The following is a 25,668-nucleotide window of genomic DNA, read 5'->3' on the forward strand; positions in this document are numbered from 1 at the left end:
GGAGCGCGAGATGCCCGCGAACGGCACCGGGACCTCGCGGCGGAGCCCCCCATGAACGCAAGGTCGCCCTCGGGGAAGGCGGTCGGAGGGCGAGGGCGGCGGCGACGGGGGTCCGCAGGCGTTCGCCGGCCACGCGGAGGGGTCTTGGGAGCCGCCCCGTGCCCCCGGTCCTCGTCCCAGCGACGAAGACCCCGACCGGACAGCGGGCGAGGCCTTCGTCGATCTCGTTCTCTCTTCGGCCACCGGGGCCGGGCCGTGTCCTGTCACCCGCCGGGAGCAGCGGATACACGTGGTGCTGAGCCCGACCGACCGGGTTCTCCGTCAGCGGACGAGTATCAGCCCGCAACTGTAGGCGCGGGCGTGGCCGACGCCCTGGCCGAGTGCCGCGACGAACGTCTCGGGATCGGTGACCGTCAGGGTTCCGTGGATCTCGGCCCGGGCGATACGCAGATTCTTGCGCGTCATGGGGCTGGAAACCCGCGGAAGCATGCGCACGGCCAGCCTCTCGGCATCCGTGTCGGCCCCGATGCGGGTGACGCCGTCGGGGGCGACGGCGGGCTCACCGAGTGCTTGCAGGCGGCGCACGAACCACTTCTTCACGTACTCGGGGCGGGTGTGCGGAACACGGGTTCCGCGTGTGTTCGGTGACGATCCCGCAGGCGGGGGAACACTGCGGACGGGGTTGACGACCGCGCGGAAATCGACACGGTCACCGATACGGAAGGTCCGGTCGACCGTGAGGGTCTCGGGTGTCCGCGCCAGCGCCGCACGCGGGATGCGGCTCCAGTCGGCGGGGACGGACGCCTGGACCACCAGGTTGAGCCGCGCCTTCTCCAGGTCGATCGTCCAGGTCGACAGGACGCCCATCCGGGAACGGGGGCCGGGGCTTCCGTCGTCCAGCCAACCGAGGAAACCGCTCATGACGGTCCGGTGCATGTCCTGGGCGTCGATGAGCGACTTGCCGGTGAAGGGGTGCCGGGCGTCCAGGGAGAGAAGCGACTGCGAGGTGACGAACCTGCCGGCCCCGGCCGGGTCCGACAGAGAGTGCGGTGTGGCGGCTGTCGTGTTCACAGGATGATGTCCCATCCACGGGCGTGCGGGGCGATGGTGACGCGGTGGCGGACCTCGGAGCGCTGGCTGTACTCGCCCCCGTCGGCGCCGAACCGCACGGGCTGGTCGGGCAGGGAACCGACACCGGGCAGCGGGCGGTGGCTCTCGATCCAGGCGGACGGCCGCGGGTCGGCCACCGGGACGGTCTGTCCCTCCCTGCCGAAGTCGGCGTCCGGGAGAAGGGCGTTCGTCTCGAACGCCTGCATGAGGGTTCCCGGTACGAGGCGCAGGGCCAGGTCTCCGGAGGGCGGGCAGGCCTTCCGGCCCAGCCAGAGCAGGCGCCTGGGGTGTTCCAGCGCATGGGCGATCTGCACCAGGAACGCGGCGTCCGGGTATTCCAGCCCGACGAGGAAGGCGGCGTCGGACAGGTACCAGCGCTCGGTGATCAGGGAGTGCCGGCGTACCTCGCCGGAGACCAGGGCCCCCGAGACAGGGTCGGCGGCCACGTACTTCGGCGAGCCGTACCAGCCCTTCAGCTCCGCGCGGCCGAACGGGACCGGAGTCCGGCCCTCCGCGGCGTCCGCCGTCGCCTTCGCGGCCCGCTGGTGGTCGACGACGAGATCGCGGGGGCGGAGCGGATAGGTCCCCCCGCCCACCGTGTGGTAGTCGCGCACCGGCGTTCCGGGGCGGTCGGCCCGGACGCCGAAGCGCACGTCGGCGAGTTCTCCGAGGGGTTCCTCCCGGTCGAGGCCGAGCGCCGCGGCGCACAGGCCGACCACCCCGGACTTCGTGGGGCGGCGGTGGGTGTCCCGGCGGTTGAACCTGCCCTTGAGGCCCCAGGACTGGAGGGGGCCCGCCAGCCGGACGAGCAGGACGTGCAGGTCGCTCACGGGGTGAGCTCCTCGGCCCGCTCCACCACCGCCACCGACTCCGGCAGGTCCAGCTCCCCCAGGAGCGCGTCGATCTCCGGGTCGTAAGTGAGCAGTCGCGCGGCCCGCAGGTCCTCGCGGCGCCGGCTGACGAAGGAGTGGTGGCGCAGCAGCCTGCGCACGGCGGCCGGGCCCGCCGGGCCCTCGCCCCCGGTCGGCACCGGGCCCTCGTCCACCGGTTTCTGGAAGGCGGCAGCGTAGTTGTACGGGCGCTCCCCCTCGAAGGCGAGAACGAGCGCGGGCAGCGACCCGGTGGAGGCGGTGGAGTTCTTCTTCGCCTCCGGGAAGGCCTCGACGAAGGCGTTCACGAACTCCTTCTCCGCCTCGGATGCGGCCTTCTCCGCCTCGGCCTCGTCCATACCGGCCACCCGCAGGTTGACGCGGAGCTGGTGGCGGTCCAGGACGGTGTGCCGGTAGAAGGTGCCGGAGATCAGGGACTGGTACCCGGTCATCCCCGCACCCGCGTCGTCGGCGGCGTCGAGGAAGTCCAGGGCGTTGCGCTTGCGGTCGAGCTTCGCGTCGTCGGCCGCCGCGTAGAAGTCCTCGATCTGCTCCGACTCGTGCACGCTGAAGGCGTGCCCGGTCTGGACGGCGCCGTCGACGTTCGGGGAGTCGGGGATCTCGGCGAGGAACCGGCCGTAGAGGGCGATGTCCACGGCGTCGCGGGGCGCGATGGCCAGCAGAACGGCGTCACGGGTGGCCTTGGACAGCGGAGGCAGTTTGTCGTCCTCCGCCTGCTCCCCGTCCGCCTGCGGCTCGGACTTGCGGGCGGCCTTGCCACGGCTCTTTTTCTCCGCCGCACGCACCTGCGCCGCCAGGTAGGCGTCGCACCATTCGGTGAGTTCTTCCGCCCGGCCCGCGACGTGTTCCGCGATCCGCGCGGCGGCGTCGGACGGCGCGAAGACCAGCACCCTGGTCAGATTGGCCACCGTCGTCTTGCTGGGGTCACCGAACTTGAGACCGCTGGCCTCCAGCACCGCACGGGCCGTGACCAGTGCCTTCTCCTTGTCCCAGCCGTAGGAGGACTCCAGCTCGCGGCCGGTGAGCAGCGCCCACTCCCGGGTGCGGACACCCATGCTCCGCCCCTTGAGCGCGCCTCGCCCGGCGTTGGCGCGGTCGCGCGCGTAGATCCGCTCGGCGCGCCGGCGGGCCTGGCTCGTGATCATGTGCCGCTCGACTCCGCCGAACACGAGGGTCTTGGGCTGGGCGTTCTCGTCGCGCACCGGCAGCACCGCCGCCAGGGTCTCGATGAGGTGGAGGGAGAGGAACTGGCTCCGGGGGGGCTCGGTCATGGGGTGCTGGCCTTCCGCGTCGTCGGCTTGTTCGGGGTTTTCCGGGCGGGTCCCGGTGGGAGGTGGAAGTCGACCGACCACCGGTAGGCGACCCGCGCCTTGCGGTCGTTCCACTTGATGAGGTCCTCGGTCAGCCCGGTCCAGGAGGGAGGGGGTTGTTCGCAGGACCGGAGCCGGGTGACCGCGTGCTGGAGGTGTCGCCAGGGGATGCGCCGACTGGCGACGACGCGGCCCACCAGGCGCAGGGCGCCCGGGTTGTCGGGCCCTCGGCTTGTCGTGTGACCGATCTGGCGGGCCGCGGCCCCGAGGCTGCCGTAACCGTACGAGGGCACGGACCGCCCCTGGTGGAAGACCGCGAAGAGGAAGGCCATGCGCTCGAACAGGTCGCGGTGGTGGTCACCGCCGTACCAGCCCGCGCGGATATGCGCGTTGGTACGGACCCCGGCACGGCGCAACTCGGCGAGGGCCCCTGTGTCGCGCTGGTGCACCAGGGTGGTGAGCCAGGCGGTGAGGGCCGCGCTGTCGTGCGGGAACGGGTTCGGCCCCGTTCCGGGTGACGGGTCGTGCTCAGTCACCTTCGGTCTCCCCTCGGAGTTCGGCCGGGGCCCGGGAACCGGTCAAGGCGTCCTCGAAAAGCCGCACGGCCCGGGCCCGCGCCTTGTGGTTGATGTCGCTCGGAGGCAGTGCGTCGAGTTTCTGGAGCAGCTGGGTGCGGGCCGTCGCCATCAGCCCCGCCGCGTACGCGATCAACGGCTCGGAGGTGGGATCGTCGTCCTCTGGCCCGCGCCTGACCACCTCGTCCAGGAGTCCATGGAAGGGCTCCTCGGCCGAGGGCCAGAAGGACGACCGGGCGTCGAGCCGGGCCACCTGTCCGGCCTCGTCGGCGGCACGCATGGCCGGGAAGGCCGTCTCGGCCGCCCTGATGGCCGCCTTCTTCAGCGTCGAAGCGATGTACTCGGCGATGTCCGATCCCCGCCGGGAAGCCCGGTAGAGGTGGGTGACCATGCCCGGGGCGTAGGGGTAGGCGCCGTCCACCCAGGAGAGCGGGCGGGACTGGTTGGTGAGCAGGCCGACAGCCCAGATCTGGTAGGGCGCCCCGGTGCCCTCGCGTTCATACCGGAGCGACCGGAGCCGCGCGTACATGCCGCTCGGCGCGTCCCTGACCGCGCTGTACAGGGCATGGGCATCCTGCCAGAGGTTCCTGGTGGGCGAAGGCCACAGCGGCTTGCGCAGACCGCCCGCCGTCTCGCTGAAGACGGCGTCCTGGAGGTGGAGTTCCGGGTCGAGATCCAGGACCTCCCCGGCCCCGATCAGGACGCGGTCGACCATGACCTGTCCCTGGGCCCCGCGTACCCCGCCCAGCAGCACCGACCGTCCGAGTGAGCTGTGCAGGTCCGCCGGGCTACAGGGCCTGCGGGGTTTGGCCGGCCCGGTGAACGTGCGGCGCTCCCCATCGGTGGTCCAGGACGTGTTGAACGTGTCCGGCGGGCCGTACGGGGGATGGAGGTTCAAGCGCAGTGTCTCACCGAGGGTCTGGCCCAGGGCGACGACACGGATCCTTCCGGTGAGCCGCCCCGCCGCGAGGTTGGTGACCTTGGGGCCGAGGCGCTTTCCCGACATACGGGCCCGCCCGTAGGGGCCGTAGACGTGCTGTGTGAGCGTGGCACGGAAGGCGGCCGAGGCGGGAAGCGGGTTGTCACGGGCCAGGTGGTGGTGGTCGAAGTGCTGGTTGTAGTCGCCGGAGTGCTCGATGACCAGTTGGGCCGTCCCCGTGGCGCTTTCCGCGAAGTCCCCGGCCAGCTGGGCGTTCTGGGCCAGCGGCTGCGTGGGATGGAGCAAATCCCAGAACTCGTCCGGCTGGTCGCGCAGCCAGTCGGCGGCCGAAGCGAGGGGGTGCCTGTCAGCGATCCAGTCCTGCCACTCCCGGTCGGAGGACGGGCAGGTGCCGGACGCGAAGCAGATGGCCAGCAGGTACTCGATGACGGCGACGTTCTCCCCGGGGGAAACACAGTCGAGGAACGCCAGTTCGTCGGCCCACATGAGAAGAGCACGCAGGGAGTGGTGTGCCGTCGCACCGTCGAGGGCGACGGCGGGCACGCAGGGCTGGTGACGGGGGTCCCAGCTGAGGGGTTCGTCCGAGAACGTGTGCGTGGGGGACGCCGGAGGGATCTCTGACAATGATTCGCTACCGCTCTCTCGAAGACCGATGACAGGCACGGCGACCGGGCCTCCATGTGCTCGATGACCGAACACATGAAGCGTTTGTCGCCGACCGGAAACCGACCTCTTTTTCCAGGGGCATCAGAACACCCCCGCATCCGCGGGGAGGAAATCAACACGAGATCGTGAAGCTGTCGAGGGGCCACTCCCGCCTCCCGCGGGACTCCGTCGCCCTGCCCCACCCCCATCACGCGAATATCGGACATACAATGCGAAATCACTGGGATGGGCCGCTTTGGCCCGCAATCCATCGACAGCCCCTCCGCTGTACAGGGCTCCGCCGGCATGCCACAGGGACTCGCGCACCGCCTCGCCCCGCCAAAGCGGAACGAGGCGGTTCATGACGACGCACACCTTTTTATCGCACCAAGTCGCCATCGCGCAGGCATTCAGGAAAATCTTCCGCAACCTATAAACCTCACGGGAACGTGAAGAAGTCGAGTTGCCGAAGATCCACGATCACACCGGCGCCACCCTTGTCGCTACCTCTTGCGCACCAGGATGGTCAGGGTCGACCGGGCGTCCCTGCGCTGCTCCGCAGTGGGGGCGAAGACGGACACCAATGCAGCAACAGACCGAACCACTACATAGATCACACTGGCGACCAGTCCACCCACAATCGTGGCGTCGACGAGGATCTGCGAGACATCAAACACAACCCACCCCTTTATTAGAATCCAATTCCCGACCGCTTCGGCCTTGACTCAATAATCCTGGAAAGCCAGGGCGCCCCGCCACTCACTCCGACCATCAGCACACGATTTGCGCAGGTCAAAGGGGTGAAATTAATTTCAGGACCGCAGTTTTTCTCCCACTGCCAACAAGAGAGGAAAAAGCAGGTGAGCGCTTCATCTGGGGACGCACGAGATAAACTGAAAGTCATGCTCGGGAAGGCGAAAAGTGACGCTAAGCTAGACCCGGGTCAAGTGAAGTCGCTGGGAGTCGCCAGGACCACCTGGCAGAAGTGGCTGGACGGATCGGTCCCGGACCAGACCGAGAAGTTCCTCTCCGTGGTGCGACGGCTTGAGCAGGTCATCGGCCACCCCGTGTACCCGGAAGCCCTGTGGCGTGAGACCCTGCGCGCGGCTCAGGAGGAGAGGGCCCAAGAGGCCAACGCCGGTCGACGGCATTCCGCTCTGGCTCGCACGAAGGCGGAGGCGGAGAAGAAGGCGAAGGAGAAGGGCGGGCCCGGTTTCGTCAGCGACCACTCGACGACCCTCTGCCTGTCCGTGCCCGACACCGTCCGGGGACGCGAGAACGAACGCACGATCATGAACGCGTTCGTCAAGGCCAGCGGACCAGAGGCCCCGTCGTATCGCTGCTGGCAGGCCGAAGCGCCGGTGGGCAAGTCCGTGCTGTTGGCCGACTACATCCGGCGTTACCCTCCGCCCAAATGCGACATCCTCTCCTTCTTCGTCTCCCCGGCGGAAGGCACCGACACCCGGGCCTCGTTCGCGGAAGAACTGGCCGGTCAGATCCACAAACTCTTCGACAGGGAGAAGCGCGTCCCCCACAACGTCCGGGGCTGGCGGCAGCTCTTCGCCGAAGCCGCCCAGAAGAGCAAAGACCTCGGACGAAGGCTCGTGCTCATAGTCGACGGCCTTGACGACGACGTCGCCTGGTCGGGTCTGAAGGGCGAGGACGGTGCGCCGACGGCCGGGGCCCGAGAACCGGCCGAACACGAACTTGCCCCGGGGAGCATCGCCGCGCTTCTCCCGGCCGCCCCGCCGTCGGGTATGCGTGTCATCGTCTCCCTCCGTCGCTCGGTACGTCTTCCCGACGACATCCCTGAAAAGCGGCACCCGCTGCGCCAGGCCGAGAACTTCCACGAACTCCGGCCCGTCGCCGGGCTTGCCCCGGCGGAGCGGAGTCCGGCGCCACCCACCGACCCCCTGGGCCGCCCGGTGGCGGAACTGCTGGCCGTGGCGGGCGGCGGCCTGCGGGTGCAGGACCTGGCGGAGCTGACCGGACTTCCCGGGGAGCGGATCGACCGCCTGTTCGCCGGACCGGCCGGCCGTGCCGTCGTCCTCGACGACCCGGTCCGTCAGACCTACGCACTGGCCGGGTCCGGTCTGGTCGACGCCGTCCGCGCGGGCCTGGGGGATGCCGGTGTCCTGCGGCGCACCGGTGAACTGCTGTCCTGGTCGCGGGCGTGGGGTGCACGGGGCTGGCCCGACGGGACCCCGCCGTTTCCTCTGAAACAGCAGCTGCGGCTGCTGACGGACGACGCCGAACGCACGGCGTACGCCCTCGACCTGCCCAGGCTGCGCAGGCTCTCCGCCACGTTCGGACCGGACGTCGCGCTCGGCCGGCTCACGGCCTTCGCGGACGAGGCTGGCCCCGACGGGACCGCCGAGGGCCTGGCGAAACTCATCCCGCTCTCCGCCGTGCGGGCCCTGGTGCGACGGGAGTCCCGCGAGGTGCCGGACGGGTCCCCCGCCCTGTTCGTCAGGCTCGGTGTCGCGGAACGGGCCCGCGCCCTCGCCCGCTCCGCGCCGACACCGATCCTGCGGGCCGTCCATCTGGCCGAGGCAGCGGCGCAGATGGCGGACGCGGGGATCCCCGGCGTGGACGCCGTCGTCGGGGAGGCGGCCGAGTGGTTGGACGGGGACCGGGTGGACCGGGGGTCGCCGGGTGCGCACCGGGAGGCCGGACCCTACGAACGGCTCCTGGGGTCCGCGGCGACGCTCATGAAGCTGCACGACCGGGGCACCGCGCGTCCGCTGCTCCTGGCCGTGGCACACGATCCCGCAGCCGACTCGGCGCTTCTCGTCCGGGCGGCCGGGCTGCTGGCGGCTGACCGGGACCCCGCGACCGTGGAGGCGCTGTTCGGCCGGGCACAGACCCTGAGCATGGGGAATACGCGCGCCCAGGCCGCGGCTGTGGACCTGTGGGGTGCTCTGGCCCGCGCGGTCCCCGACCGGGGCCCCGAAGCCGGTGACCTCATCCAGGCCGTGTGCGAGGCGGTCGACCCCGCGGACGAGCTGGAGAAGGTCGATGTCCTCATCGCCGGAATATCGGCCCTCGCCAATCTGCCCGCCAAACGCAGCAGACAAGCGGTCAAGCTGAAGCACCGGGCGGAGGCCCGCATAGTCGAGGCGATCACGACCTTTGAGGAGCGCCCCGAGGAACTGTCGGAGGAGGACCGCGCCCATCTCCGCCGTGGGATGGGCGGGACGCTGGCCCGTTTCGCCCAGGCCGTCAGCGAAGCAGGGATCACGCGGGCCTCCCTCGACGACGCCGCGTCCCTGTGGGCCCCGTGGATCGACGGCGACCGGCGGGGTTCTCTGGGGGAGCCGCTGGCGGAGCGGGCTCAGGGGGTCGTCGAGTCGATCCAGGCGGGATGGGCCGAGTCGGATGCGCGGACCTCCACGCCGAAGAAAACGAAAAACCGGTCCGAGGATCGATCGGACCGGGACGAGCCCGCACACCTGAGCCTGCTCCGCGAGGCAGAGGAGCAGCAGGAGAAGGGCAACCTCTCACGCGGTCGCGAGCTTCTGGAGGAGTGCCTGCGGCGGCGTCCCGTCCCGGAGGCACCCCTGCCCGTCCCGGGGCCCTGGACGGTGGAACTGTGCCATGCCCTCGGGCTGGCGGGGGAGTTCCCGCCCGCGGAAGCCGTCGTAGCGGACCTGTCCGACACCGGGTCCCGGGCGCGTCACCTGGGCTCGCTCTCCCTCGGATGCTCCCTCGGCGGGTTCCGCGAGGCGGGTGCCCGTTACGCCCGGGAGGCGGCGGACCTGGTATCCGACAGTGGGGAAGCCGGTCTGCGGAACACGGTGGCCCAGGCCCTCGCGCACGCCGGGGACGGCGCCGCCGCCTCGGCCATGGCGACGGGAGGTTCCGCCGCGCAGGAACGGCAGGCGATGACGGCCGTCGCGGCCGGTCTCGCCCGCCACCGCCCCGACGAGGCGGAACGCATGGCCGTCCCCCTGGTAGAGGCCCTGGCGGGCAGGATCGCCCCCGGCAGCCCGCTCCGCGTCCTTCCCGAGCTGGCGGCCCTTCTCCTGGCCTTCCCGGACATCCGCGCTCCGGAGCCGCGCCTGCGCGACGCACTCCACCGCGCTGTGCAGCACCTGGCCGGCTCACCGATGTCTCCACCCGCGCCCTCCCTGGTCGTCCTCGCCCTGCTGGAACAACTCGGCTGCCTCACCGAGGAGGACGGCGACACCGTCACCGGTCTGCGGGACCGGTGGCGGCGTTCGCACCGGTCGGCACAGGACCACAGCGCCGAACTCGTCCTGTACGCCGCGATGGAGGGGGACACCGCAGCCCTGTGGCGGCGGGCCGACGCGGTACCGACCCCGCGGGCGCGGTCGGAGGCGCTCGGGGCCGCGGCCGCGTACCTGGCGGGTGCCCCGGCGGCACTGTCCACGGACGGCCGGGCCGGCGACCGCGTGCTCCGTACCTGTCTGGCCCTGGCCCGCGCCGCCGCTGACGGCGCTCCCCCGGACGAGGAGACGGCCCGGGACATCGTGCGCGGGCTCGCGGAGGCCGACGTGTGGCCCCACACGATCCCGGTACTGCCCCTGCTCGCCCCGGATGCGCTGCCCCGTCTCGTCGCACTAGCCGGGGACCCCGCCTGGGGCGCCGGCGGGCCGGATACGGCGGGCGGGCCGTCCCTGCCCTGAACGGGACACGAAGGCACCGGTTCCCGAGTCGGCCCCGGAGGTCGGCTCGGGTGCTGGTACATAAGTCGACTAATCACTTTGTGGAATAAGATGCCGTCCTGGCCACGAGGTGAGGAGTCCGGGATGGGTCCTGGGGACAGGGTGCGCTACGTCGCGATCGGCGACAGCCACACCGAGGGCGTCGGGGACGGGGACGACGTCCTGGGGGTGCGCGGCTGGGCCGACCGGCTGGCCGAGAGGATGGCGGCGACCGGGGCGCGGGTGGAGTACGCGAACCTGGCGATCCGGGGCCGGCTGGCCGCGCGGGTGCGCGCCGAGCAGCTGGAGCCCGCGCTGGCCCTGGAGCCGACCGTGGCCACGGTGTTCGCCGGGGTCAACGACGTGATCCGCTCCGGGTACGACGCCGGGGCGGTGATCGGCGAGCTGGAGGCGATGTTCGCCGCGCTGACCGGCGCGGGCGCCCGGGTGGCGACGCTGACCTTCCCCGACATCGCCAGGGTGGCCCCGCTGGCGCGCCCCCTGGTGCCGCGGGTGCTGGACTTCAACGAGCGGATCCGGGCGGCGGCCGGGCGCCACGGCGTGGTGGTGGCCGACGTGGCGCGGTACGAGATCTCGACCGACCGCCGCCTGTGGGCGACCGACCGGCTGCACTGCACCCCGCTGGGGCACGACCGGATCGCGGGGGCGCTGGCCTCGGCGCTGGAGCTGCCCGGCGCCGACGACGCGTGGACGCTGCCGCTGCCCGTGCTGCCCCGGCCGGGCAGGCTGCCGGCGGCGGCCGACGAGATCCGCTGGCTGGGCGCGTTCCTGGGACCGTGGGTGGTGCGGCGGCTGCGCGGCCGGTCCTCCGGCGACGGCCGGGTGGCCAAGCGCCCGGGGCTGCTGCCCGTCGAGACCGGCTGACCCGGGGCGCACCCGGTCCCCCGGGTCGGCCTGCGACCCATTTTGCAACTTGTTGCATAATGAGGGTGCGGGCCGCCCGGACAGCGGGCCGCGAGGCACCCCGCGCGAGGAGGCACGATGACCGACTACCCCCACCTGCTGGCCCCCCTGGACTTGGGCTTCACCACCCTGCCCAACCGGGTCATCATGGGCTCGATGCACCTGGGCCTGGAGGAGCACCCCGGCGGCTTCGAGCGCATGGCCGCCTTCTACGCCGAGCGCGCCCGCGGCGGCGCCGGCCTGATCATCACCGGCGGCATCGGCCCCAACGACCACGGGACCACCTTCAAGGGCGCCGCCAAGCTCACGAACGCCGACGAGGTCGCACAGCACCGGGTCGTCACCGGGGCGGTGCACCGCGAGGGCGGCCGCATCGCCATGCAGATCCTGCACACCGGCCGCTACGCCTTCAACGAGGACCTCGTCGCCCCCAGCGCGCTCCAGGCCCCCATCAACCCGTTCACCCCGCGCGAGCTCACCGCCGACGAGGTCGAGCGGACCGTCGGGGACTTCGCACGCACCGCCGCCCTGGCCCGCGAGGCCGGGTACGACGGCGTCGAGATCATGGGTTCCGAGGGCTACCTCGTCAACCAGTTCATCGCCGCCGCCACCAACCGGCGCGACGACGCCTGGGGCGGCTCCTACGAGAACCGCATGCGCTTCCCCGTGGAGATCGTGCGCCGGGTCCGCGAGGCGGTCGGCACCGACTTCATCATCGTCTACCGCCTGTCCATGCTCGACCTGGTCCCGGACGGCTCCACGTTCGAGGAGGTCGTCCGGCTCGCCAGGGCCGTCGAGGAGGCCGGGGCCACCATCATCAACACCGGCATCGGCTGGCACGAGGCGCGCATCCCCACCATCGCCACCTCCGTGCCGCGCGGCGCCTACGGCTGGGTGACCGAGAAGCTCATGGGCGAGGTGTCCGTCCCCCTGGTCGCGGTCAACCGCATCAACACCCCCGAGGTGGCCGAGCGGATCATCGCGGACGGCCGGGCCGACATGGTCGCCCTGGCCCGCCCCTTCCTCGCCGACCCGGAGTTCGTGGCCAAGGCCGCCGCCGGGCGCGCCGAGGAGATCAACACCTGCATCGGCTGCAACCAGGCCTGCCTGGACCACACGTTCAGCCTCAAGATCACGTCCTGCCTGGTCAATCCGCGTGCCTGCCACGAGACCGAGCTGGTGCTCTCCCCCACCCGCCTGCGCAAGCGGATCGCCGTGGTCGGCGCGGGCCCGGCCGGGCTGGCGTTCTCGGTGTCGGCCGCCGAACGCGGCCACGGGGTGACCCTGTTCGACGCCGCCGACGACATCGGGGGGCAGCTGAACATGGCCCGCCGGGTGCCGGGCAAGGAGGAGTTCGACGAGACCCTGCGCTACTTCCGGGTCCGGCTCGACCGGCTCGGCGTCGACGTGCGCCTCAAGACCGAGGCGACCCCCGACGACCTCGCCGGATACGACGAGGTCGTGCTGGCCACCGGCGTCTCCCCCCGGACTCCGGAGATCCCCGGCATCGACCACCCCAAGGTCGTCGGCTACGTCGACGTCCTGCGCGGGAACGCCGAGGTGGGCGAGCGCGTCGCCGTCATCGGCGCGGGGGGCATCGGGTTCGACGTCGCCGCGTTCCTCACCGACGACGGCGGGAACGCGTCCCTGGACCCGGCCGAGTTCTTCCGCCGGTGGGGCGTGGACACCGCGCACACCGCCCCCGGCGGGCTGCGCGCCCCCGAGCGCCCGGCCCCGCCGCGCCGCGTCCACCTGCTCCAGCGCAAGACCGGCAAGGTCGGCGCGGGCCTGGGCAAGACCACCGGGTGGATCCACCGGCTGGAGCTGCGGCACCGCGGGGTGGATACGCTGGCCGGGGTGGAGTACACCCGCGTCGACGACGAGGGCCTGCACATCGCGGTCGACGGCGAGGCACGGGTGCTGGAGGTGGACACCGTCGTGGTGTGCGCCGGCCAGGAGCCGCGCCGCGGCCTGGCCGACGCGCTGGCCGAGCGCGGGGTGCGGACCCATCTCATCGGCGGCGCCGACGTGGCCGCCGAGCTGGACGCCAAGCGCGCCATCGACCAGGGCACCCGCCTGGCCGCCGCCCTGTAGCCGCGCCCGCCCGCCCGGCCCGCGACCCGAACCTGGAACGCGCACATGTCCCTGCCCCACGCCCTGCTGACCGCCCTGCTGGAGAAGCCCTCCTCCGGGTCCGAGCTGACCCGGCGGTTCGACCGCTCCATCGGCTACTTCTGGTCGGCCACCCACCAGCAGATCTACCGGGAGCTGGGCAAGCTGGAACAGGCCGGGCTGATCCGCGCGCTGCCCTCGCCGGTCCCCACCCGGGGGCAGCGCAAGGAGTACGAGGTGCTGCCCGAGGGCCGGGCGGAGCTGCGGGCCTGGGTGGACCGCCGCGAGGACCCCCGGGTGTCCCGGGACCCGCTGCCGCTGCGCCTGCGCGCCGCCGGCGTGGTGGGCGTCGGCGACCTGCTCCCCGAGCTGGTCCGCCACCGGGACCTGCACCGCGCCCGGCTGGAGGAGTACCGGGAGTTCGAGCGGCGGGACTACCCCGGGGGTCCGCGCACCGAACAGGAGCGCGTCCAGCTGCTGGTGCTGCGCGGCGGCATCGACATGGAGACCGGCTGGGTGTCCTGGCTCACCCGCGCCGTCGAGGAGCTGTCCGGGACGGCCGGGGCGCCGGAGGCCGGGGGCTCAGCCGACGGGGACGTGTCCTGACTCGGACAGGCCCTCGGGCAGCCGCAGCCCGGGCGTGCGCAGCGGGGTGAGCCGGGAGCGCAGCACCATCGCGGCCGCGCCGATCGCCGGGGCGGTGTCGGCGAACTCCGACAGCCGCACCCGCACCGGCTCGCCCTGGCGCCCCGCGAACGCCGACTCCAGCTCCCCGCGCACCGCCGGGAGGTAGGTCGCGCCCGCGACCGCCTGTCCGGCCCCGGTGAGCACCACCAGGTCCGGGTCCAGCACCCCGACCAGGGTGCGCACCGCCACCGCCGTGTACCGGGCGGAGCGCTCCAGCAGGGCCCGCGCCGCGGCGTCCCCCTCCCGGGAGGCCCGCACCACCGCCGCGAACCCCGCGGTCACCGGGACCGCGCCGTCCCCGCCGGCCGGCGCCGCGCCGCGCGCGCCGGCGCGGGCCGCGGCGACCACGGCGGCCGGCCCCGCCACCGCTTCCAGGCAGCCCCGCGCCCCGCAGCCGCAGGGCGGGCCGTCGACCTCCACGCACACGTGCCCGAGCCCGCCGGCCCGGCCGTGCGCGCCCCGGTAGGGGACCCCGTCGACCAGCACCCCCGCGCCGAGCGTCGCGCCGGTGTGCACCGCCACCAGGACCGAGGAGCGGCCGGCGGACCCCGACCAGTACTCGCCCAGCGCGGCGGCGGTGGCGTCGTCGCCGGTGACCACGGCCAGCCCGGACGCCCGCTCCAGCTCCCGTGCCCCGGCCGGGTCGCCCTGGGCCGACACCAGCCCGATGCCCAGCAGCAGCCGCCGGTCCACACCGGCCCCCTCGACCAGGGCGTCCACCCGGCGGGCCGTGTGCCCGGGGTCCCCGGCGGGGCCGGCGCCCGGGCTCCCGGCGTGGGCCGTGCGGGACACGACCGCGCCGGTCAGGTCGGTGAGCGCGTAGGTGGCGCCGCCCGCGTCCAGGTGCACGCCGACGGCGTACCGGGAGGCGGGGGCCAGGCGCAGCAGGACCCGGGGCTTGCCGCCGGTGGACTCGGCGCGGCCGGCCTCGGTCACCAGGCCGTCGGCGAGCAGCCCGCGCACCACCGTGGAGACGGTGGCCGCGGTCAGCCCGGTGGCGCCCGCCAGGCCGGACCGGCTGATGGTCCCGGCCGCCCTGATGACGTCCAGGACCGTCGCCCGGCTCGACGTGTGGGGAGTGGCCCGACCCAAGGGAACCTCCGGCTGTACCGCGTGTTCGGTGCGCACCAGGGTAGCCGCCACCCCGCCCTTGACTTACTTAGTTCACTGAAGAAAGAATCCTGGCACCACCGGCTCGCACACGAGGAGCAGCATGCTCAGCCACACCCTCCACGACGGCTGGCGCCTGACCGCCACCGCCGGGCCCGTCCCCGGGGACATCGCCGACCGGGAGATCCCCGCCGCGGTTCCCGGGAGCACCCACCTGGACCTGCTCGCCGCCGGGCTCATCCCGGACCCCTACCTGGACGCCGCCGAGGCCGAGCTCACCTGGGTGCACCGCACCGACTGGCGCTACACCCTCGTCTTCGAGGCCGACGCCCCCGCCGACGGCGAGCGCGTCGACCTGGCCTTCGACGGGCTGGACACCGTCGCCACCGTCACCCTCAACGGGCAGGTGCTCGGCACCGCGGCCAACATGCACCGCTCCCACCGGTTCGACGCCCGCGCCGCCCTGCGCGCCGGGAGCAACGAGCTGACCGTGGACCTGCGCTCCGCCCTGGAGTACGCCGAGGAGGAGCGCGAGCGCCTCGGCGCCCGCCCGCACACCAACACGCACCCCTACAACATGGTCCGCAAGATGGCCTGCTCCTTCGGCTGGGACTGGGGGCCCGACCTCCAGACCGCCGGGATCTGGAAGCCCGTGCGCCTGGAGCGCTGGACCACCGCACGCCTGGCCCGGGTCCGCCCCCTGGTCACCGTGGACGCCGACGGCACCGGCCGGGTCGAGGTCCACGCCGACCTCGAACGCGCCGGGGACGGGACCCCCCTCGTCCTCACCGCCGCGGTCGCCGGGCGCACCGCCACCGCGACCCTGGCCGCCGACGCGTCATCGGGCACCGTCACCGTCGAGGTCCCCGGAGCCGACCTGTGGTGGCCCGTCGGCCACGGCGGCCAGCCGCTGTACGACCTCGACCTCACCCTCGCCGCCCGGGACGGCGCCGACGCCCTGGACACCGCGCACCGCCGCATCGGCTTTCGCACCGTCACCGTGGACACCGAGCCCGACGAGCACGGCACCCCCTTCACCGTCTCCGTCAACGGCCGACCGGTCTTCGTCAAGGGCGCCAACTGGATCCCCGACGACCACTTCCTCACCCGGATCACCCGCGAGCGCCTCGAACACCGTGTCGGCCAGGCCGTCGACTCGCACATGAACATGCTGCGGGTCTGGGGCGGCGGCATCTACGAGACCGAGGACTTCTACGACGTCTGCGACGAACGCGGCGTCCTCGTCTGGCAGGACTTCCTGCTGGCCTGCGCGGCCTACCCCGAGGAGGACCCGCTCTGGGGCGAGTTCGAGGCGGAGGCCCGCGAGAACGTCGCCCGCCTGTCCTCCCACGCCTCCCTCGCCCTGTGGAACGGCGGCAACGAGAACCTCTGGGGCCACGAGGACTGGGGCTGGAAGGACCGGCTGGGCGACCTCACCTGGGGCCACCGGTACTACACCGAGCTCTTCCCGGCCGTGGTCGCCGAACTCGACCCCACCCGGTTCTACGCCGACGGCAGCCCCTACTCCCCGGGACTCACCGCCGAGGAGTCCCACCCCAACGCCGAGGCGCACGGCACCCGCCACGAGTGGGACGTGTGGAACCGCACCGACCACCGCGCCTACCGCGACATCGTGCCCCGCTTCTGCTCCGAGTTCGGGTTCCAGGGGCCGCCCACCTGGTCCACCCTCACCGAGTGGATCCACGACGAGCCGCTCACCCCCGAGTCCCCCGTCTTCCTCCTCCACCAGAAGGCCGAGGACGGCAACGGCAAGCTCTCCCGCGGCCTGTCCATGCACCTGCCCACGCCCACCACCTTCGCCGACTGGCACTGGGCCACCCAGCTCAACCAGGCCCGCGCGGTGGCGGTCGGGGTGGAGCACTACCGGTCCTGGTGGCCGCGCACCGCCGGCTCCCTGGTCTGGCAGCTCAACGACTGCTGGCCGGTCACCTCCTGGGCCGCCGTGGACGGGCAGGGGCGGCGCAAGCCCCTCTGGTACGCGCTGCGCGACGCCTACGCCCCCCGCCTGCTCACCCTCCAGCCCCGCGACGGGCGCCTCGTCCTCATCGCGGTCAACGACACCGACGAGCCGTGGGAGGCCCTGCTGCGGGTGGAGCGCCGGGACTTCGCGGGCGGGATACTGGACGGGACCGAGACCGCCCTGTCCGTGCCCGTCCGGGCCACGGCCGAGTACGAACCGCCCCGGTCGCTGCTCGCGGCCGCCGACGACACCCGGGAGGTGCTGGTGGCCACCGCCGGAGAGACCCGCCTGGTGCGCCCCTTCCGCGAGGACGTCCACCTGGCCTACGACACCGACGCGCTCACGGCCGAGGCCGAGCCCGCCCCCGGCGGGTACAGCGTGCGGGTGAGCGCGTCCTCGCTCGCCCGCGGCGTGTCCGTGCTCGCCGACCGGGTCGCCCCCGACGCCGAGGTGGACGACATGCTCGTCGACCTGCTGCCGGGCGAGACGCACACCTTCCTGGTGCGCACCGCGGCCGAGGTCGACCCGCAGGAGTTCACCCGCGGACCGGTGCTGCGCAGCGCCGCCTCCCTGCACCCCCGCGGGAAGCGATGAACGCGCAGGACCGCGCGGGCGCGGTCGGGCTGGTCCTGGCCCGGCCGCGCCGGCTCCTGAGCGCCGAGCCGTTCTTCATGGAGTTCATCGGCGGCATCGAGGAACGGCTGGCCGCACACGACATGTGGGTGATGCTGCACCTGGTCTCCACCGCCGGGGAGGAGGCCGCCGCGCACCGCCGCTGGGCGGAGCGCGGCGTGGTCGACGCCGTCGCGGTGGTCAACCCGACCGTCGACGACCCCCGGCCGGAGCTGCTGCGCGGGCTGGGGCTGCCGTTCGTCGTCGCCGGCGCCGCGGAGGGCTCGGACCTGCCGGGGGTCGTCTCCGACCAGGGCTCCCCCGTACGGGAGGCCGTGGAGCGGCTGCGCGCCCTCGGGCACCGGCGCCTCGCGCGGGTCGGCGGGCCCGCCCCGCTGCTGCACACCCGTGCCCGCGGCGAGGCCCTCGCCGCGGCCTGCGCCGCCGCGGGGCTGCCCGAACCGGCGACCGCCGAGGGCGACTACTCGCACGAGGCGGGCGAGCGGCTCACCGCCGCGCTGCTGGCCGCACCGGAGCCGCCCACCGCGATCCTGTACGACAACGACGTGATGGCGGTCGGCGGACTGGAGGCCGCCCGCTCGCTGGGCGTGGACGTGCCCTCCCGGCTGAGCCTGGTGGCCTGGGACGACTCCACGCGCTGCCGCCTGGTCTCGCCCGAGCTGAGCGCGATGACCGTGGACGTGCACCGGTACGGCACCCTCGTCGCCGAGGCCGCGCTGGAGGCGGCCCGGGGCCTGCCCGTCGCCGCGCGCCGCTCCCCCGCCGCCCGCTTCACCGCCCGCGGCAGCACCGGCCCCGCGCCGGAGTAGCGGCCTGTCGGCCTGTCGACAGGGCCGCCCGCCGACAGGCGGCCCTGTCGACCAATCCCCTTGCGGACCCGTCGACCTGCGGACACGTCGCCACGTCGACACGTCCCCCCACCGCCTTGTCGACACCGCCCGCACCCCGGGCCGGCGCACGAAAAAACCGCCCCCGGCTGTGCCGGGGGCGGCTGGTGGCGGTGGAGGAGGGATTTGAACCCTCGAAGGGTTGCCCCTTACCCGCTTTCGAGGCGGGCGCCATCGGCCACTAGGCGACTCCACCGCGAGCCACTCTACCGGATGGGAGGGGGTGCGCAGAACCGGTTATCCGCGCCGCCGCCCGAAGAACCGGGTGAGCAGGCCGGAGCAGGCCGCGGCCACGTCGGCGTCCACCAGGTCGGGCGGGATCACCTCGGGGCGGTGGTTCAGGCGCGGGTCGCGGACCAGGTCCCACATCGAGCCCGCCGCGCCGGCCTTGGGGTCGCGGGCTCCGTAGACCAGGCGGTCCACCCGGGACAGCACCGTGGCGCCCGCGCACATGACGCAGGGCTCCAGGGTGACCGCGAGCGTGCAGCCGGACAGGCGCCACTCGCCGCGCCGGCGGGCGGCGTCGCGCAGCGCCAGGACCTCGGCGTGCGCGGTCGGGTCCCCGGCGGCCTCGCGTTCGTTGCGCCCGCGGCCGACCACCGCGCCGCCCGGGTCCAGGACCACCGCCCCGACCGGGACGTCCCCCGAGGCCAGGGCCCGCTCCGCCTCGGCCAGGGCCGCGCGGAGCGCGGTGTCCAGGGCCGTGCTCACAGGCGCATGCCGTCCAGGACCTCGCCGAACCCGGCGCGGTCGGCCACGACCGCCAGGACGTCGCTGGGCAGGACGCCGCTGCCCACGGACAGCGAGCGCAGCTCCTCGGCCGGGACCCCGAAGTCCTCCAGCAGCCCGGAGTCGCCGCTCGGGGCGGCCCCCCGGGCGGTGTCCGGGACGCCGGCCCCCACCAGGGCGCCCGCCTCGGCGAGCACCCCGGCCAGGGGGTAGTCCTCGGCGACGCGGAGGTCGGACAGGTACACGCGGGGTTCCGCGTCCTCGTCGGCGCGGACGATGGCGAACCAGTCGTCGTCGACCTCGATGAGGAGGACCGCGGACGGCGACCCCGTGTCGGTGGCGAAGTCGAGTGTCAGGTCGGTGACGTCGTCGATGACGTCCACTTCACCGAGCTCCAGCTCGGCTCCCCGCCACGTCCCCCCGTCGGGGGCGAAGACGGCTGCGAAGGTCGACACCGCGTGCTCTCCTCGTTCTCCGGGCTGTGTTCGTGGGGTCCTCTACCCCATCGCGTCGAGGACACGCTGGAAGGCCTGCGCGAATCCGAGCCGTTCGGAGATGCTGGCCAGCACCTCGTCCGGATACAGGTCGAGATCTCCGGCCAGGGCGCCCAGCTCCATCTCGTCCAGTCCCAGATCGGCGACGATCGACAGGTCTCCCGCGGGCAGGACCTGATCGAGATCATCGTCGTCGGGCTGGTCGATGTCCAGGTGGTCGAGCACGTCCCGGGCGACCTGCCAGTCGACGGACGCGGTCACGTCGGACAGGAAGAGGGACACCTCTCCCCCGTAGACGCGGACGATGACGAAGAAGTCGTCGCCCACCGACACGAGGCCGATCGTCCCGCTGATACTGGGTTGCTGGCGCAGGGCGTGGATCAGTCCCTTGAGGTCGTGCACCAGGGCGACCGGCAGGAGGTCGACCTCCCAGTACTCCTCTTCCCGGAACGCCACGGCCGCGAAGTCGCCCGAATCGTCATCATGATCGAGCACTGTCATCGTCACCCCAACCCGGCCGGTGCCATCAGTCCGGACGAAGGAACCCCGGATCGCCCGTTGCGAGTGACATGGTAACGATCACTCCGCACCCGCCGTGGCCCTTGTCCGCCTCAGTCCGACAACGCTCTCACGACTTCGGGGGGTGCGGCCCCGCGGGGGCTCGCCGCGGGCGCTCCGCGGGCCCCCGCGCGGACCCTTCCGGGTGGGTACGCGCGGTTAGACTCTGCCTGGCCCAGCTCCCCGGCCACCATCCCGTCGTCCCAGCTCACCCGGAGAACACCTTGGAAACCCTGGTCGTCGACCACCCCTTGGTCGCGCACAAACTCACCACCCTGCGCGACGTGCGGACCGACTCCCCGACCTTCCGGCGCCTGACCGACGAACTGGTGACGCTGCTCGCCTACGAGGCGACCCGCGACGTCCGAGTGACGGAGGTCACCCTCCGGACGCCCCTGGTGGAGACCACCGGTACCCAGCTGAGCCGCCCCACCCCCCTGGTGGTGCCGATCCTGCGCGCCGGGCTGGGCATGCTCGACGGGATGACGCGCCTGCTGCCGACGGCCGAGGTCGGCTTCCTGGGGATGGCCCGCGACGAGGAGACCCTCCAGCCGGCCACGTACGCCGACCGGCTGCCGCAGGACCTGTCGGGCCGCCAGTGCTACGTGCTCGACCCGATGCTGGCCACCGGCGGCACCCTGGCCGCGGCGCTCAAGCTGCTGGTGGAGCGGGGCGCGGACCACATCACGGCGATCTGCCTGCTGGCCGCCCCGGAGGGCCTGGTCGCGGTGGAGCGCAAACTCGCCGAGTCCCTGGCCCCGGACCACGGGGCGACGCTGCGCGTGGTGACCGCAGCCGTGGACGAGCGCCTCGACGACAACGGCTTCATCCTGCCGGGACTGGGCGACGCGGGCGACCGGCTGTACGGCTGCGCCTGATCCCTTCCCCGCGCGCGGAGCGCCCGGCCGGTCTTCCGGCCGGGCGCTTTTTCGGTTGTTTTCACTGCCGGACGAATGAATGGCCGAAAACCGGGCAGAGTCCTTCCACGACCCGCCGTCGCCCCTGGTCGAAGCCGGGATGGCGGAGAGCGCACCCGACCCCGAGAGACGACAGACCGCACCGCATTATCCGAATTCATTTCGAGACGAGAACGTAACCGACAGGAGTGATCATGGTTCCTGGCTGCCCGTAACCGGGAACCCCGACAGCCCGAAACCACTTCCCCTGAACGTATGTCCGCCCGGACCCTCACATCCCGCCCTTCCCGGGTGCGGCCCCCGGCGTCCCCACGACGACTACCGAACGCCTCCGGACGCGCACGCTGAGCCATCCGCCTCCCCAGCCCTCAAGGAGAGAGATGACCGAGACCACCTCCACCGCCACGACCACCGACGAGCGCTACGCCCCCGTGGTGGAACTCCTCTCCTCGGAATTCTCCGGCGTGCACCACGAGTCCACCGTGACCCGGTGCGTGGACGCGGCCCGGCACGGCGCCGAGGAGGTCACCGGAAGCGCCGCCCCGGACCTCGTCGAGCGGATCGCCCGACAGCACCTCCAGGTGCTCGCCCTGGCCTTCGCGGAACAGCGCTGACCGCGCGGCGCCCTTGGGCGGAATCCGCTCCGACCCGAGTCCGTTTTTCGGGCCGTCCGACACCCCGGGGCCATTTCGGGCCGGGAGCACCCGCCCGACTTCTTCACAAAAGCCAACCCAAACCTCCTGACCTGCGCTGGCGGACGGCCGAATTTCGGCCCTCCTGTCCCCCGGTGCACAACCGCACCGGAACCGGACACAGCCCGCAAGCAAGGAAGGTCCGACATACCGCCACGCCGAGGGTGCGGCCCAGGCTTTACGGGCAGGACCCCCAATGCGACAATCGCTGCTGGGTCGGTGGGTACAGGTGGATTCCAAGGGGAGTCGGTCGTGGCGAAGTTGAAAAAATGGGGCGGCTACGCCCTCATCGGTTTCGTGGCGTTTTATCTGCTCACGCAACCCGAAAGCGCGGCGGGCGTGATCCAGAGCGCGCTCGGAGGACTGATGGGCGGCGCCGAGTCGATGTCCCGCTTCGTTAACGCACTGCTGCCGTAGGGGGATGGTCGGGTGCCATGCGCCTCGTAGCGTCGAGTAACAGCGCCCCGGCTTCGGTCAACCGCTACCTGCTCCCACACGAGCAGGACGTGGTCACCATCCGGCGGCATCCCGCGGTCCTGATCGGACCCGTGGGCGCGGTCCTGGGCGCGCTGATCATCGCCGGGATCCTCAGCAACACGCAGATAGCGGACACCCCGGCGGCACTGGCCATCATCTGGTGGCTGTGGCTGCTGGTACTGGTGTGGTTCGTGTGGCAGGTAGCGGAGTGGTCGGTCGACTACTTCGTCATCACCTCCGCCCGACTGCTGCTGACAACGGGGCTGATCACCCGACAGGTCAACATGATGCCGCTGGGCAAGGTCACGGACATGCGGTTCGAGCGCACCCTGCTCGGCCGGTTCCTGGGCTACGGGACCTTCGTGATGGAGTCCGCCGGCCAGGACCAGGCGCTGAGCAAGATCGCCTTCATCCCGTACCCGGAGCAGCTCTACCTGGAGGTCGTGGGGCTCATCTTCAAGGAGTAGCCCCCGCAGGCGCATCCGACAGGGCACCCGTCCCCAGGGCGGGTGCTTCTCGTTTTCTCCGGGCGGCGCCCGCCCGCGCCGGACCCCGCCGCCGACCACCCGGTTCCCCCTCCGTTCACCTTCCGTTCACCTGGCCTCGGCAGCCCCGGCAACCCCGCCGACACGGCCCCCGGAAGCCGCGCGCCACCTGGGGTTTCGACACCCCCGGTGGCGCGGGAGGATTCCCTGTGACCGAGGACCCAGGAAAAAGAATTGACTCAAAGGTGAACATAGGGTTAACTATGGTCATCTGATACGGAAACGAGGAGGGCACCATGGCGCGCAGGACAGACCGTGCACCACACCCGACTCTCTCCGCCGACGCCCGTCGACACGCGCGTTCCGCCGAGGAGGACCTCCGCCTGGCCGGCCTCACGCCGGACGCCGTGAGCGTCCCCCGGCCGCGCGAGAACGCCGACGCCATCAGCTCCGGGCACCCGATCATGCACTGGGTGCTGGTCACCGACGAGACCGGGCGCACCCGCCCCGAGGCCCGCTGGCTGTAACGACGCATCAACGACGCACGCCCCCTTCCGGCCGCGCCGGAAGGGGGCGCCCGGTGTTCGCACCGGGCGCGAGAGAGTGAACCGCGAAGGGCCGCCCCACGGTGGGGCGGCCCTTCGCCTTTCCCCTCCGCCCCCGACGATGACGCCATAGCGCTGTGTCGACATATCAGCTTGAGTCAATATCGGTATTTCAGTCGACCTAAAGAGGGCGACGGAGAGTGATCCCCGTCTCACCGACCTCGCCCTTGACTCCGCTCGAAACGAGACGTATCGTCTTGTTCATGAGGCTGTACCACTCCCTGTAGATCCCGCGTCCGGCACCCGTGTCCGAGCACAGCGCACCCGCCGCATCCCGGCGGCCCGCGCCGCTCCGCCCGTGCCGCCACCCCGCGGTCGATCCGGTACGGCCCCTTCGTCGTCCCCGCACCCCGAGCCCCGCACCGCGTGCGCGCCGGCTCCTCCCGGTGCCCGTACACGAAGGCCCCTCCGGCGGCCCGCGGCCCCTTTCACCGGCCCCACCGCAGCAGAGGAGGCACGCCCTTGCGCACCGCCCGAGTACGACCCGCGACGACCGCCGCCGAGACCGCACGAGGAGGAACGCCCTTGCGCACCGCCGCACGCACCCGCTCCCAGGCCACCCTCACCGGGGTGTCCAAGCACTACGGCGACCGCACCGTCCTGGACCGGGTCGACCTGACCATCGCGCCCGGGGAACGGGTCGGCGTCATCGGCGACAACGGCTCAGGGAAGAGCACCCTGCTCCGGCTCCTGGCCGGGGAGGAGGCGCCCGACGGCGGGGAGGTGCTCGTCTCCGCGCCCGGCGGCACCGGCCACCTGCCCCAGACCCTGGAACGGGTCGGCGTCGCGACCGGCACCGTCGGGGACGCCGTCGACGCCGCCCTGGCCGACCTGCGGGAGGCCGAGGCCCGCCTGCGCGCCCTGGAGGCGTCGTTGGGCACCGCGGGACCCGGGGAGCTGGACGCCTACGGCGACCTGCTCTGCTCCTTCGAGGCGCGCGGCGGCTACGAGGCCGACGCCCGCGTCGACGCCGGCCTGCACGGGCTGGGCCTGCCCGGCCTGGACCGGGAGCGCCCGCTGCGCACGCTCTCCGGCGGGGAGCGCTCGCGGCTGGCCCTGGCCGGGGTCCTGGCCGCCGACCCCGAGCTGCTGCTGCTCGACGAGCCCACCAACGACCTCGACGACGGCGCGGTCGCCTGGCTGGAGCACCGGCTGCGCACCCACCGGGGCACCGTCGTCGCCGTCACCCACGACCGGGCCTTCCTCGCCCGTGTCACCGACACCGTGCTGGAGGTGGACCACGACCTGCGCCGGGTCAACAGGTACGGCGACGGGTACGACGGGTTCCTGCGCGTCCGGGCCGCGGCCCGGGCCCGGTGGATCCGCGAGTACGCGGAGTGGAAGGGGGAGCTGGCCCGGCAGCGGCGGCTGGCGGAGAACGGCGTCGCGGCGCTGCGGGCCGTCCCGCGCAAGGTGGACAAGGCCGGTTTCGGGCACGGGAGCTTCCGGATGCGCAGCCGCGCGCACGGCGCGATGAGCCGGGTCCGCCAGGCCGGGGAACGGGCGGACCGGCTGGTCGAGAACCCGGTGGCCCCGCCCCCGGTCCCGTTGCGGATGACCGCGTCCTTCACGGCCGACGACGGCGCCGTGCCGCCGGCGGTGCTGGAGGGCGTGCGCGTGGGGCACCGTCTCGACGTCCCGGGGCTGACCGTGTCCCCCGGCGAGCGGGTCCTGGTCACCGGGCCCAACGGGGCGGGCAAGAGCACGCTCCTGCGGGTCGTCGCCGGCGAGCTGGAGCCCGACGCCGGCACGGTGCTGCGGTCCGGCCGGATCGGCCACCTGCGCCAGGAGGACGGGGCGGTGGTCCCGGGCCGGACCGCGCTCCAGGCCTACGCGGCCGGACGGCCGGGCCCGGCCGAGGGGTACCGGGACGAGCTGGCCTCACTGGGCCTGTTCCGGCCCCGGGAATCGGACCAGCCCCTGGAGTCACTTTCGGTCGGCCAGCGCCGCCGGATCGAGCTGGCCCGTCTGACCTGCGGGGTCCATGACCTGCTGCTCCTCGACGAGCCGACCAACCACCTCTCCCCCGGCCTCGTGGAGGAGCTGGAGGAGGCGCTGACCCGCTACACGGGCGCGCTGGTGATCGTCACACACGACCGCACCCTGCGGGCGCGGTTCTCGGGAAGGAGGCTGGAGATGCGGGAGGGGAGGATCACCTCGGACACCGCGTGAACCGCCGGTAGCGCTTTGTCGACAAATCGGCTTGGCCATAAATCACCAAAGCAACTGACCGAAACCAG

The 25,668-nt window shown here is 72.7% G+C and carries 21 protein-coding genes and 1 tRNA gene; 12 read left to right on the forward strand and 10 right to left on the reverse strand.

The window, feature by feature from the left end:
• Positions 1 to 321: 321 nt before the first annotated feature.
• From BUE45_RS22065 to BUE45_RS22085, 5 genes are read right to left on the reverse strand one after another with little or no spacing between them, the layout of a single operon-like run.
• Positions 322 to 1,071, reverse strand: coding sequence for a type I-E CRISPR-associated protein Cas6/Cse3/CasE (locus BUE45_RS22065; protein ID WP_245833408.1), 750 nt, complete (start codon positions 1,069 to 1,071; stop codon positions 322 to 324).
• Positions 1,068 to 1,940, reverse strand: a complete 873-nt coding sequence (cas5e, locus tag BUE45_RS22070) for a type I-E CRISPR-associated protein Cas5/CasD (protein WP_073381299.1) — start codon at positions 1,938 to 1,940, stop codon at positions 1,068 to 1,070. The genes BUE45_RS22065 and cas5e overlap by 4 nt, the downstream gene beginning before the upstream one ends.
• A complete protein-coding gene (locus BUE45_RS22075; protein ID WP_073381300.1) occupies positions 1,937 to 3,271 on the reverse strand; it encodes a type I-E CRISPR-associated protein Cas7/Cse4/CasC in 1,335 nt (444 codons plus the stop codon). Before BUE45_RS22075 ends, cas5e begins: the two co-directional genes overlap by 4 nt.
• Complete coding sequence (casB, locus tag BUE45_RS22080) at positions 3,268 to 3,846, reverse strand: type I-E CRISPR-associated protein Cse2/CasB (protein WP_073381301.1); 579 nt, start codon at positions 3,844 to 3,846, stop codon at positions 3,268 to 3,270. Before casB ends, BUE45_RS22075 begins: the two co-directional genes overlap by 4 nt.
• Positions 3,839 to 5,368 carry a type I-E CRISPR-associated protein Cse1/CasA gene (locus BUE45_RS22085; RefSeq protein WP_073381302.1) on the reverse strand — a complete coding sequence of 510 codons (1,530 nt, stop codon included), beginning with the start codon at positions 5,366 to 5,368 and terminating at the stop codon, positions 3,839 to 3,841. Before BUE45_RS22085 ends, casB begins: the two co-directional genes overlap by 8 nt.
• Before the next feature lie 1,049 nt (positions 5,369 to 6,417).
• Between BUE45_RS22085 and BUE45_RS22090 the strand changes: the two genes are divergently transcribed.
• From BUE45_RS22090 to BUE45_RS22105, 4 genes are all read left to right on the forward strand, one after another.
• Positions 6,418 to 10,119 carry a hypothetical protein gene (locus BUE45_RS22090; RefSeq protein WP_073381303.1) on the forward strand — a complete coding sequence of 1,234 codons (3,702 nt, stop codon included), beginning with the start codon at positions 6,418 to 6,420 and terminating at the stop codon, positions 10,117 to 10,119.
• A 123-nt stretch (positions 10,120 to 10,242) separates the two neighbouring features.
• Positions 10,243 to 11,022, forward strand: a complete 780-nt coding sequence (locus BUE45_RS22095) for an SGNH/GDSL hydrolase family protein (protein ID WP_073381304.1) — start codon at positions 10,243 to 10,245, stop codon at positions 11,020 to 11,022.
• Between the two features lie 117 nt (positions 11,023 to 11,139).
• Entirely contained in the window at positions 11,140 to 13,155 is a 2,016-nt protein-coding gene (locus BUE45_RS22100) for an NADPH-dependent 2,4-dienoyl-CoA reductase (RefSeq protein ID WP_073381305.1), read from the forward strand.
• Between the two features lie 45 nt (positions 13,156 to 13,200).
• Positions 13,201 to 13,779, forward strand: coding sequence for a PadR family transcriptional regulator (locus tag BUE45_RS22105; protein WP_073381306.1), 579 nt, complete (start codon positions 13,201 to 13,203; stop codon positions 13,777 to 13,779).
• Here the strand turns inward: BUE45_RS22105 and BUE45_RS22110 are convergent.
• Positions 13,756 to 14,952, reverse strand: coding sequence for an ROK family transcriptional regulator (locus tag BUE45_RS22110; RefSeq protein ID WP_073381307.1), 1,197 nt, complete (start codon positions 14,950 to 14,952; stop codon positions 13,756 to 13,758). The two genes, BUE45_RS22105 and BUE45_RS22110, sit on opposite strands and share 24 nt — an antisense overlap.
• Before the next feature lie 121 nt (positions 14,953 to 15,073).
• On the opposite strand from BUE45_RS22110, the gene BUE45_RS22115 reads away from it, so the two are divergent.
• Positions 15,074 to 17,545 (forward strand): glycoside hydrolase family 2 protein, encoded by a 2,472-nt coding sequence (locus BUE45_RS22115; RefSeq protein WP_073381308.1) that lies wholly within the window; start codon positions 15,074 to 15,076, stop codon positions 17,543 to 17,545.
• A complete protein-coding gene (locus BUE45_RS22120) occupies positions 17,542 to 18,393 on the forward strand; it encodes a LacI family DNA-binding transcriptional regulator (RefSeq protein WP_073381309.1) in 852 nt (283 codons plus the stop codon). Before BUE45_RS22115 ends, BUE45_RS22120 begins: the two co-directional genes overlap by 4 nt.
• Positions 18,394 to 18,579: 186 nt before the next feature.
• Here the strand turns inward: BUE45_RS22120 and BUE45_RS22125 are convergent.
• The 4 genes from BUE45_RS22125 to BUE45_RS22140 form a co-directional block, all read right to left on the reverse strand.
• Positions 18,580 to 18,667: transfer RNA gene (locus BUE45_RS22125), tRNA-Ser, on the reverse strand.
• A 41-nt stretch (positions 18,668 to 18,708) separates the two neighbouring features.
• Complete coding sequence (locus tag BUE45_RS22130; RefSeq protein WP_073381310.1) at positions 18,709 to 19,182, reverse strand: nucleoside deaminase; 474 nt, start codon at positions 19,180 to 19,182, stop codon at positions 18,709 to 18,711.
• Positions 19,179 to 19,655, reverse strand: a complete 477-nt coding sequence (locus BUE45_RS22135) for a tRNA adenosine deaminase-associated protein (RefSeq protein WP_073381311.1) — start codon at positions 19,653 to 19,655, stop codon at positions 19,179 to 19,181. The genes BUE45_RS22130 and BUE45_RS22135 overlap by 4 nt, the downstream gene beginning before the upstream one ends.
• 42 nt (positions 19,656 to 19,697) lie before the next feature.
• Positions 19,698 to 20,195 (reverse strand): tRNA adenosine deaminase-associated protein, encoded by a 498-nt coding sequence (locus BUE45_RS22140; RefSeq protein ID WP_073381348.1) that lies wholly within the window; start codon positions 20,193 to 20,195, stop codon positions 19,698 to 19,700.
• 281 nt (positions 20,196 to 20,476) lie between these two features.
• On the opposite strand from BUE45_RS22140, the gene upp reads away from it, so the two are divergent.
• The 6 genes from upp (at position 20,477) to abc-f (ending at position 25,600) form a co-directional block, all read left to right on the forward strand.
• Positions 20,477 to 21,130 carry a uracil phosphoribosyltransferase gene (gene upp / locus BUE45_RS22145; protein WP_073381312.1) on the forward strand — a complete coding sequence of 218 codons (654 nt, stop codon included), beginning with the start codon at positions 20,477 to 20,479 and terminating at the stop codon, positions 21,128 to 21,130.
• Positions 21,131 to 21,549: 419 nt separating this feature from the next.
• Positions 21,550 to 21,783 (forward strand): hypothetical protein, encoded by a 234-nt coding sequence (locus tag BUE45_RS22150; protein ID WP_073381313.1) that lies wholly within the window; start codon positions 21,550 to 21,552, stop codon positions 21,781 to 21,783.
• 330 nt (positions 21,784 to 22,113) lie between these two features.
• Positions 22,114 to 22,278, forward strand: coding sequence for a hypothetical protein (locus BUE45_RS32665; protein WP_170293704.1), 165 nt, complete (start codon positions 22,114 to 22,116; stop codon positions 22,276 to 22,278).
• Positions 22,279 to 22,295: 17 nt separating this feature from the next.
• The gene (locus BUE45_RS22155) at positions 22,296 to 22,805 is read left to right on the forward strand and encodes a PH domain-containing protein (protein WP_073381314.1); all 510 of its coding nucleotides are present in this window, start codon (positions 22,296 to 22,298) and stop codon (positions 22,803 to 22,805) included.
• A gap of 314 nt (positions 22,806 to 23,119) precedes the next feature.
• Positions 23,120 to 23,350 (forward strand): hypothetical protein, encoded by a 231-nt coding sequence (locus BUE45_RS22160; protein ID WP_073381315.1) that lies wholly within the window; start codon positions 23,120 to 23,122, stop codon positions 23,348 to 23,350.
• A 603-nt stretch (positions 23,351 to 23,953) separates the two neighbouring features.
• On the forward strand, positions 23,954 to 25,600 hold the full coding sequence (gene abc-f, locus BUE45_RS22165; protein WP_073381316.1) for a ribosomal protection-like ABC-F family protein: 1,647 nt from the start codon (positions 23,954 to 23,956) through the stop codon (positions 25,598 to 25,600).
• The last annotated feature ends 68 nt before the right edge of the window (positions 25,601 to 25,668 follow it).

Origin of the sequence: Nocardiopsis flavescens, from assembly GCF_900141985.1 — a bacterium.
GTDB lineage: Bacteria > Actinomycetota > Actinomycetes > Streptosporangiales > Streptosporangiaceae > Nocardiopsis > Nocardiopsis flavescens.

Coding starts and splice junctions, on each gene's coding strand:
- BUE45_RS22075 (WP_073381300.1), bottom strand. CDS start 3,271: ATGACCGAGCCCCCCCGGAGCCAGTTCCTCTCCCTCCACCTCATCGAG.
- BUE45_RS22095 (WP_073381304.1), top strand. CDS start 10,243: ATGGGTCCTGGGGACAGGGTGCGCTACGTCGCGATCGGCGACAGCCAC.
- BUE45_RS22100 (WP_073381305.1), top strand. CDS start 11,140: ATGACCGACTACCCCCACCTGCTGGCCCCCCTGGACTTGGGCTTCACC.
- BUE45_RS22105 (WP_073381306.1), top strand. CDS start 13,201: ATGTCCCTGCCCCACGCCCTGCTGACCGCCCTGCTGGAGAAGCCCTCC.
- BUE45_RS22115 (WP_073381308.1), top strand. CDS start 15,074: ATGCTCAGCCACACCCTCCACGACGGCTGGCGCCTGACCGCCACCGCC.
- BUE45_RS22120 (WP_073381309.1), top strand. CDS start 17,542: ATGAACGCGCAGGACCGCGCGGGCGCGGTCGGGCTGGTCCTGGCCCGG.
- BUE45_RS22140 (WP_073381348.1), bottom strand. CDS start 20,195: ATGACAGTGCTCGATCATGATGACGATTCGGGCGACTTCGCGGCCGTG.
- BUE45_RS22150 (WP_073381313.1), top strand. CDS start 21,550: ATGACCGAGACCACCTCCACCGCCACGACCACCGACGAGCGCTACGCC.
- BUE45_RS22155 (WP_073381314.1), top strand. CDS start 22,296: ATGCGCCTCGTAGCGTCGAGTAACAGCGCCCCGGCTTCGGTCAACCGC.
- BUE45_RS22160 (WP_073381315.1), top strand. CDS start 23,120: ATGGCGCGCAGGACAGACCGTGCACCACACCCGACTCTCTCCGCCGAC.